The organism is Thomasclavelia sp. (assembly GCF_017889095.1).
GTDB lineage: Bacteria > Bacillota_I > Bacilli_A > Erysipelotrichales > Coprobacillaceae > Thomasclavelia.
Map to the genome: position 1 here is coordinate 1 of NZ_JAGHEW010000093.1, position 5,763 is coordinate 5,763.

Consider the following 5,763-nt stretch of genomic DNA (forward strand, 5'->3'; position numbering starts at 1 on the left):
ATAGTTGTATAAAATAAACCATGATTAGAAGCTATTTCAAGATGGTGATCTAAACATTGTTTTTTTGAATGAACATATACTTTAAACGATGTTGTCCAATTACATAAACCAAGATATTCAGCAGCAGAAACTGAACATAAAACATAATCAGTATCTTTAAGTAATTTTCGAAAATAATCTACTTTAAAATCCCCTGTTTGCCATAATTTTCTATTTTCAATAACTATTATTTGTAACATCTTCGTTTTTCTCCTTATTTTTATTATCATATCAAAAAGAGTAAATAAAGAAAACTCTATTTACTCTTTAATAATTCTTTTACCACAAAAATAAGTAATTATAAAATAACCACCATAAATTAACACCAACAATAAAGCTGTCATTTTAATAGCATCTAAAATATTTAATTCACCAACTGATTCCAACATTATCAAACAAACTTGAATTCCAAAGATGGAATGAATTATCGCTAAAATAAGCGGAAAAGCAAAGTGTAATCCAATTTGACAGAATAGTGAGCGATTAATCATCTTTTCATCTACACCAATTTTTCTTAGTGTCTGGTATTTATTTTTATTATCAATACACTCTGATAATTCTTTTAATGCAAGAATAGCGGCACAAGAAATCAAGAAAACAATGCCGATATATAAACCAATAAAAATAACCATTGCTCCCATTCCTAGACTAGATGCTGCAATTTCAATTTTAGTTGTCACAATCAAATCATCACTTCGATATTTGATCATTTCCTGATCAATTTTATTTCTGCTTTCTTTATCATTGGCATTATAGTTAGCAACTAAATAACTTTCACTTATTGACATATTCTTTACAACATTATCAGGAACAATATAAACTCCCATATCCATTGGTGAACTTTGCATCGATAAAAAACCAATTTTACATTCATCAAATTTACTATGATAAGTAACATTATTGATTACTATATCCGGTTTTTCTTTTAAACCAAGACTTCGAACTTCAATATTATTTCGATAATTACCAATTACTACATATTCATCATCTTTTAAATCATAAGTAGGTAATTTAAAATATTTTGCTAGTTTATTATAATCACTAATTTTAATAATTCTTTCATTTTCATTTAAAAACTCTTCACTAACATCGCTGTATAAAGTACCATAGGTATCTTTTAATGTTAATTGATCACTATAATATGTTTCAAATGTCAAATATTCTTTAAAATCTTTGATTATATCTTTTTGATTATTTTTTAAATAATCAATAACTTTTTGTTGATCACCTTTAGCATCATGATACATTTGTAAATCTGCTGGTGCTAATTTATCGATTTCATTATTGGCATTTTTATTAAGGGCAACTGCACTTGAAAATATACAAATCGTCAAAAAAAGCAATAAACAAATTACCGTCATTGATAAAACTGTAGTATTGATCTTGCTGCTAATTTGTTTAACGGTAAAACTAGTCAAATGATGAAAATAGAAATTCTTTTTTAACGTTACTAGTCTAATGATCAAACCAGCTACTGACCAGTAAATTAAATAGGTTGCAATTGCTCCATAAGCCATCTGCAGTAAAATTGAAAATGAGCTTGTTAGATTAGCAGCATTAACGGTAACATTATAATAAGCATAGGCTAAAAGAATGGTTGAACAAATAAATACAATTAAACATAGTAAGATATTTTTTTGTTTGATCTTTTCATTTTGGCGATGAGCTATCATTAAATCAATTAACTGTAAGCTATTTACCTGAATTGTATTAAAGATTATTACTAATAAATACATAATGCTAAAATATAAACAAGTTTTAAACATCGCTGACATTGATAAAACAAAAGTAAATTGTTCCATATCTGCTGCAAACATATTAGCAACTACAATTGACATTAATTGTGATAACACAATACCTGCCAATAATCCAACTACTAATGAAATCAAACCAATTATAATTGTTTCGACAATTAATATTTTAGAAATTTGGGTTTTAGACATTCCTAATGTTAAATAAATTCCAAATTCTCTTTTTCTTCTTTTCATTAAAAAACGATTGGCATAAACAATTAAAAAGCCTAATACAAACGATACAAATACACTAATTCCTGACATAACCTTATTCATCAATTCAATTACTTCTTTAACAGAATCATTTATTTTCAACATAACTGTTTGACTTTCTAAGGAGTTAAAAACATAAAAAATCATTACTCCTAAAATCAAGGTTACAAAAAAGATAGCATAATCTTTAAAACTTTTTTTAATATTTTTAAGCGATAGACTAAATAACATCACTAACATCGCCTCCAAGTAATGAAACCACATCAATTATTTTATCAAAAAATTCTTTTCGACTTAAATCACCACGACTAAATTCATTAAAGACTTTACCATCTTTGATAAAAATAACTTTACTTGCATAACTGGCACTAAAGGCATCATGAGTTACCATTAAGATCGTTGTTTTCAATCCTTGATTTAAAGTCATCAAACTTTCAAGTAACATTCGAGAACTCTTAGAATCAAGGGCGCCTGTCGGTTCATCAGCCAGAATTAGTTTAGGATCAGTAACAATGGCTCTAGCACAAGCAACTCTTTGTTTTTGACCACCTGATAACTCATAGGGATATTTGTTTAAAATATCTTCAATTGCCAATACTTTAGCTATTTTTAAAACTCTTGCATTAATATGAGTGTATTTATGTTTTTGAATTTGTAAAGCTAAAGCAATATTTTCATAAGCTGTCAATGTGTCTAATAAGTTAAAATCTTGAAAAATAAAACCTAATTGTTCACGGCGAAATTTATTTAACTTATTTCCTTTCAACTTAGTAATATCATAATTTTCAACATAAATATGGCCACTTGTTACTTTATCAATTGTCGAAATCAGATTCAAAAGAGTTGTTTTTCCCGATCCGCTAGCCCCCATGATAGCAACAAAGTCACCACGATCAACAGTTAATGATAAACTATCAACCGCTTTAGTAAGATTACTCTTATTTCCATAATATTTACTAACTTTTTCAATTTCTAGTATCTTTTTCATCTTGAATACCTCCTACACTTTTATTATAGAAAAAAGGTAATCTAACTAACATCGAATTAGCTTACATCACCTTACAACATTGAAATATTGATCATCATTAAAATACAAAGTAACTTTAGTATATTTTTGATACTGCGATTCAATTTTAATATGATGACCTAATTTATTACATAAACTTTTGACAATATATAATCCCATTCCGGTAGCACTAGAAACCGCTCGTCCATTACTACCAGTAAAACTTTTATCAAAAACATATTCCAAGTCCTCTGCTTTAATTCCAATGCCATTATCAATTATTTCCAGGGCAATACTGTGATTATCTTGATAAGCATTAAAACTAATTCGGCAATTGTCCTGGCAATGATATTTAATACTATTACTTACAATCTGATTAATAATAAATTCCAGCCATTTACTATCACTTAATATTTGATATTCAACGTCACTTAACTCAACAGCAATCTTTTGATACAATAAACTATCCTGATTCTTTTTTATTACATTTTTGATAATATTATCTAAATTACACTTTTTAATTAAATAATCACTTTCACTGCTTTCAAGTCTTGCATAATATAAAACCATTTCGACATTATTTTCAATTCGATTAAGCTGATTTTTTAATTTTCTTAAATTGCTTTCACGATTATAAAGCATTAACTTCGCACTTGCGATAGGAATTTTAATCTCATGAACCCATAATTCAATATATTCTTTAAAGTCCTTTAATTGATCTTGATAAACTTCAATTTCTTCATACATCGATTTATCAATTTCATATAAAGAATCATACATTATTTTACCTTCTAAAAACTCAGGACGTTTAGCTAATTCTGTAATCAAACACTTTTTATCTAATCTTTCTAATTTAGTTATAAAATCTTGATAAAAATAATATTTACGTAAATAGCTATAACCAAAACCTATAAAGATAAAAATTATCAATACTAACATTATTGCAATTTTTAAAGAAATAGTTACTTGATACAAACTTAATAATAAAAATACTAATGCAAGCATCAATAATGATCCTAGCATTAAAAATAACTGATCTTTAAGATATGCAAACAGTTTCATATTAAAATATACCCCTGATCTCTTCTAGTTTCAATTACATCAACTAAACCAATCTTTTCTAACTTTTTTCTAAGTCTAGTTACATTAACCGTCAAAGTATTATCATCAATAAACTTATCAGTTCCCCATAAATAATTCATCATATCATCTCTGGTTACGATCTTACCTTGATTGATTACTAAATAATAAAAGATTCCCATCTCATTTTTAGATAACAATAATTCTTGATCATCTTTTTCTAAAGTACTTTTTAATAAATTAATTTTAACATCTTGATATGTTAGTTTAGGCTCTGTTTTATTTAAACGTTTTAATAATGCTTCAATATGCAACAACAAGATTGTCGGATTATACGGTTTAGTGATATAATCATCAACACCATAACTAAATGATAAAATCTCATCTACTTCATTATCTTTACTCGTTACCATGATTACCGGAATATTAGATACTTCTCGTAATCTTTTTAATAACTGCTGCCCATTTAAATAAGGAATCATAATATCTAATAAGATTAAATCAGGTTCAATCTCTAATATTTCAGTAAGTGCATTTTTAAAATCCTTTAAAATTATCCCACGATAACCATTATTATCTAATAATTTTTTTAATTCTTCTTGTAAAGCTCGATCATCTTCTACAATTAATATTTTCATATCATCTATCACCCCAATCTATTATAACCAATAATTTCACTTTTGACTTGCTTTCTTACAAAAGTGAAAGTTTTATTTTTCATATTCTAAAAAATCTAATATATTTACTTTATTATTTATTAACTATTAAATTATACATAACTCTTTTTGGTATCAAAACTTGATACCTTTTTACTATTTTTGTAATCGCTTTCATTTATTGTGTGTGCTAGAATTTTTTATAAAGGAGGATGAAAATGAAAACGTTTAAGAAAAACTTATTGATTAGTTCTCTTAGTTTTATGTTCGCACTAAGCGGGATAACTAGTGTATGGGCTGAAGATGAACCAAATACTAATCCATCTTCTATCCCTGTAGAACTAAACGAGAACGAAAATGCATTTTTAACTGATCTTAACGAAGATGGTTATGGAGAACTAGGAAGATACAAAGTGGAAAAAATCAAAGAAAACATTTATCACTTTGATGAAGGAACTAAAGAACTTCCTGGTGGAGCAACTGATGATAATGGAAATATGAACAATCCGTCATCAATGTATTTTGTTCAAGATGAAAATGGAGTAATATTAATTGATTTAGGAAATGGTTCTTCTAATGAAGAAGATATCCAAAATGTTAAAACAATCGTAAATTCAATGACAGGTGATAAACCATTATCAATTATCATTACTCATAATCATGGCGATCACACTGGTTTTGGTAGATCAGAAGAAGTATTTGCTGATGTAAATGTCGAAAAAGTATACATTAGTGAACCAGACTATGATGGTGCTAAAGAAGCGCTTAGTCAATTTAGTGATATAATAGAAACAGTCGATGATAATAAAGAAGTTACTATTTATGGTACCACTTATACTTTCAATATTGTCGGTGCACATACTGAAGGGTCTTTGATGATTACAGACAAAACTCATAAAGCATTGTATACTGGTGATACTTTTGGAAGTGGTTTTATTTGGGCACTTTGGGATACAAATAATGGTAATCCTCTGGC

Annotated in this window: 6 protein-coding genes; 1 reads left to right on the forward strand and 5 read right to left on the reverse strand. The window is 27.3% G+C overall.

The window, feature by feature from the left end; all coding sequences use genetic code 11:
* The 5 genes from J7M77_RS04285 to J7M77_RS04305 form a co-directional block, all read right to left on the reverse strand.
* Positions 1 to 239, reverse strand: a 239-nt coding sequence (locus J7M77_RS04285) for a hypothetical protein (RefSeq protein ID WP_296876343.1), incomplete at its 3' end; no start/stop codon positions are given.
* A 60-nt stretch (positions 240 to 299) separates the two neighbouring features.
* A complete protein-coding gene (locus J7M77_RS04290) occupies positions 300 to 2,276 on the reverse strand; it encodes an ABC transporter permease (protein ID WP_296876354.1) in 1,977 nt (658 codons plus the stop codon).
* Positions 2,266 to 3,033, reverse strand: coding sequence for an ABC transporter ATP-binding protein (locus tag J7M77_RS04295; protein WP_296876345.1), 768 nt, complete (start codon positions 3,031 to 3,033; stop codon positions 2,266 to 2,268). Before J7M77_RS04295 ends, J7M77_RS04290 begins: the two co-directional genes overlap by 11 nt.
* Before the next feature lie 66 nt (positions 3,034 to 3,099).
* A complete protein-coding gene (locus J7M77_RS04300) occupies positions 3,100 to 4,113 on the reverse strand; it encodes a sensor histidine kinase (protein WP_296876347.1) in 1,014 nt (337 codons plus the stop codon).
* On the reverse strand, positions 4,110 to 4,769 hold the full coding sequence (locus tag J7M77_RS04305) for a response regulator transcription factor (RefSeq protein ID WP_296876350.1): 660 nt from the start codon (positions 4,767 to 4,769) through the stop codon (positions 4,110 to 4,112). The genes J7M77_RS04300 and J7M77_RS04305 overlap by 4 nt, the downstream gene beginning before the upstream one ends.
* A gap of 236 nt (positions 4,770 to 5,005) precedes the next feature.
* Between J7M77_RS04305 and J7M77_RS04310 the strand changes: the two genes are divergently transcribed.
* Positions 5,006 to 5,763: MBL fold metallo-hydrolase (locus J7M77_RS04310; protein WP_296876352.1), on the forward strand; the 758-nt coding region annotated here is incomplete at its 3' end.

Coding starts and splice junctions, on each gene's coding strand:
- J7M77_RS04290 (WP_296876354.1), bottom strand. CDS start 2,276: ATGTTATTTAGTCTATCGCTTAAAAATATTAAAAAAAGTTTTAAAGAT.
- J7M77_RS04295 (WP_296876345.1), bottom strand. CDS start 3,033: ATGAAAAAGATACTAGAAATTGAAAAAGTTAGTAAATATTATGGAAAT.
- J7M77_RS04300 (WP_296876347.1), bottom strand. CDS start 4,113: ATGAAACTGTTTGCATATCTTAAAGATCAGTTATTTTTAATGCTAGGA.
- J7M77_RS04305 (WP_296876350.1), bottom strand. CDS start 4,769: ATGAAAATATTAATTGTAGAAGATGATCGAGCTTTACAAGAAGAATTA.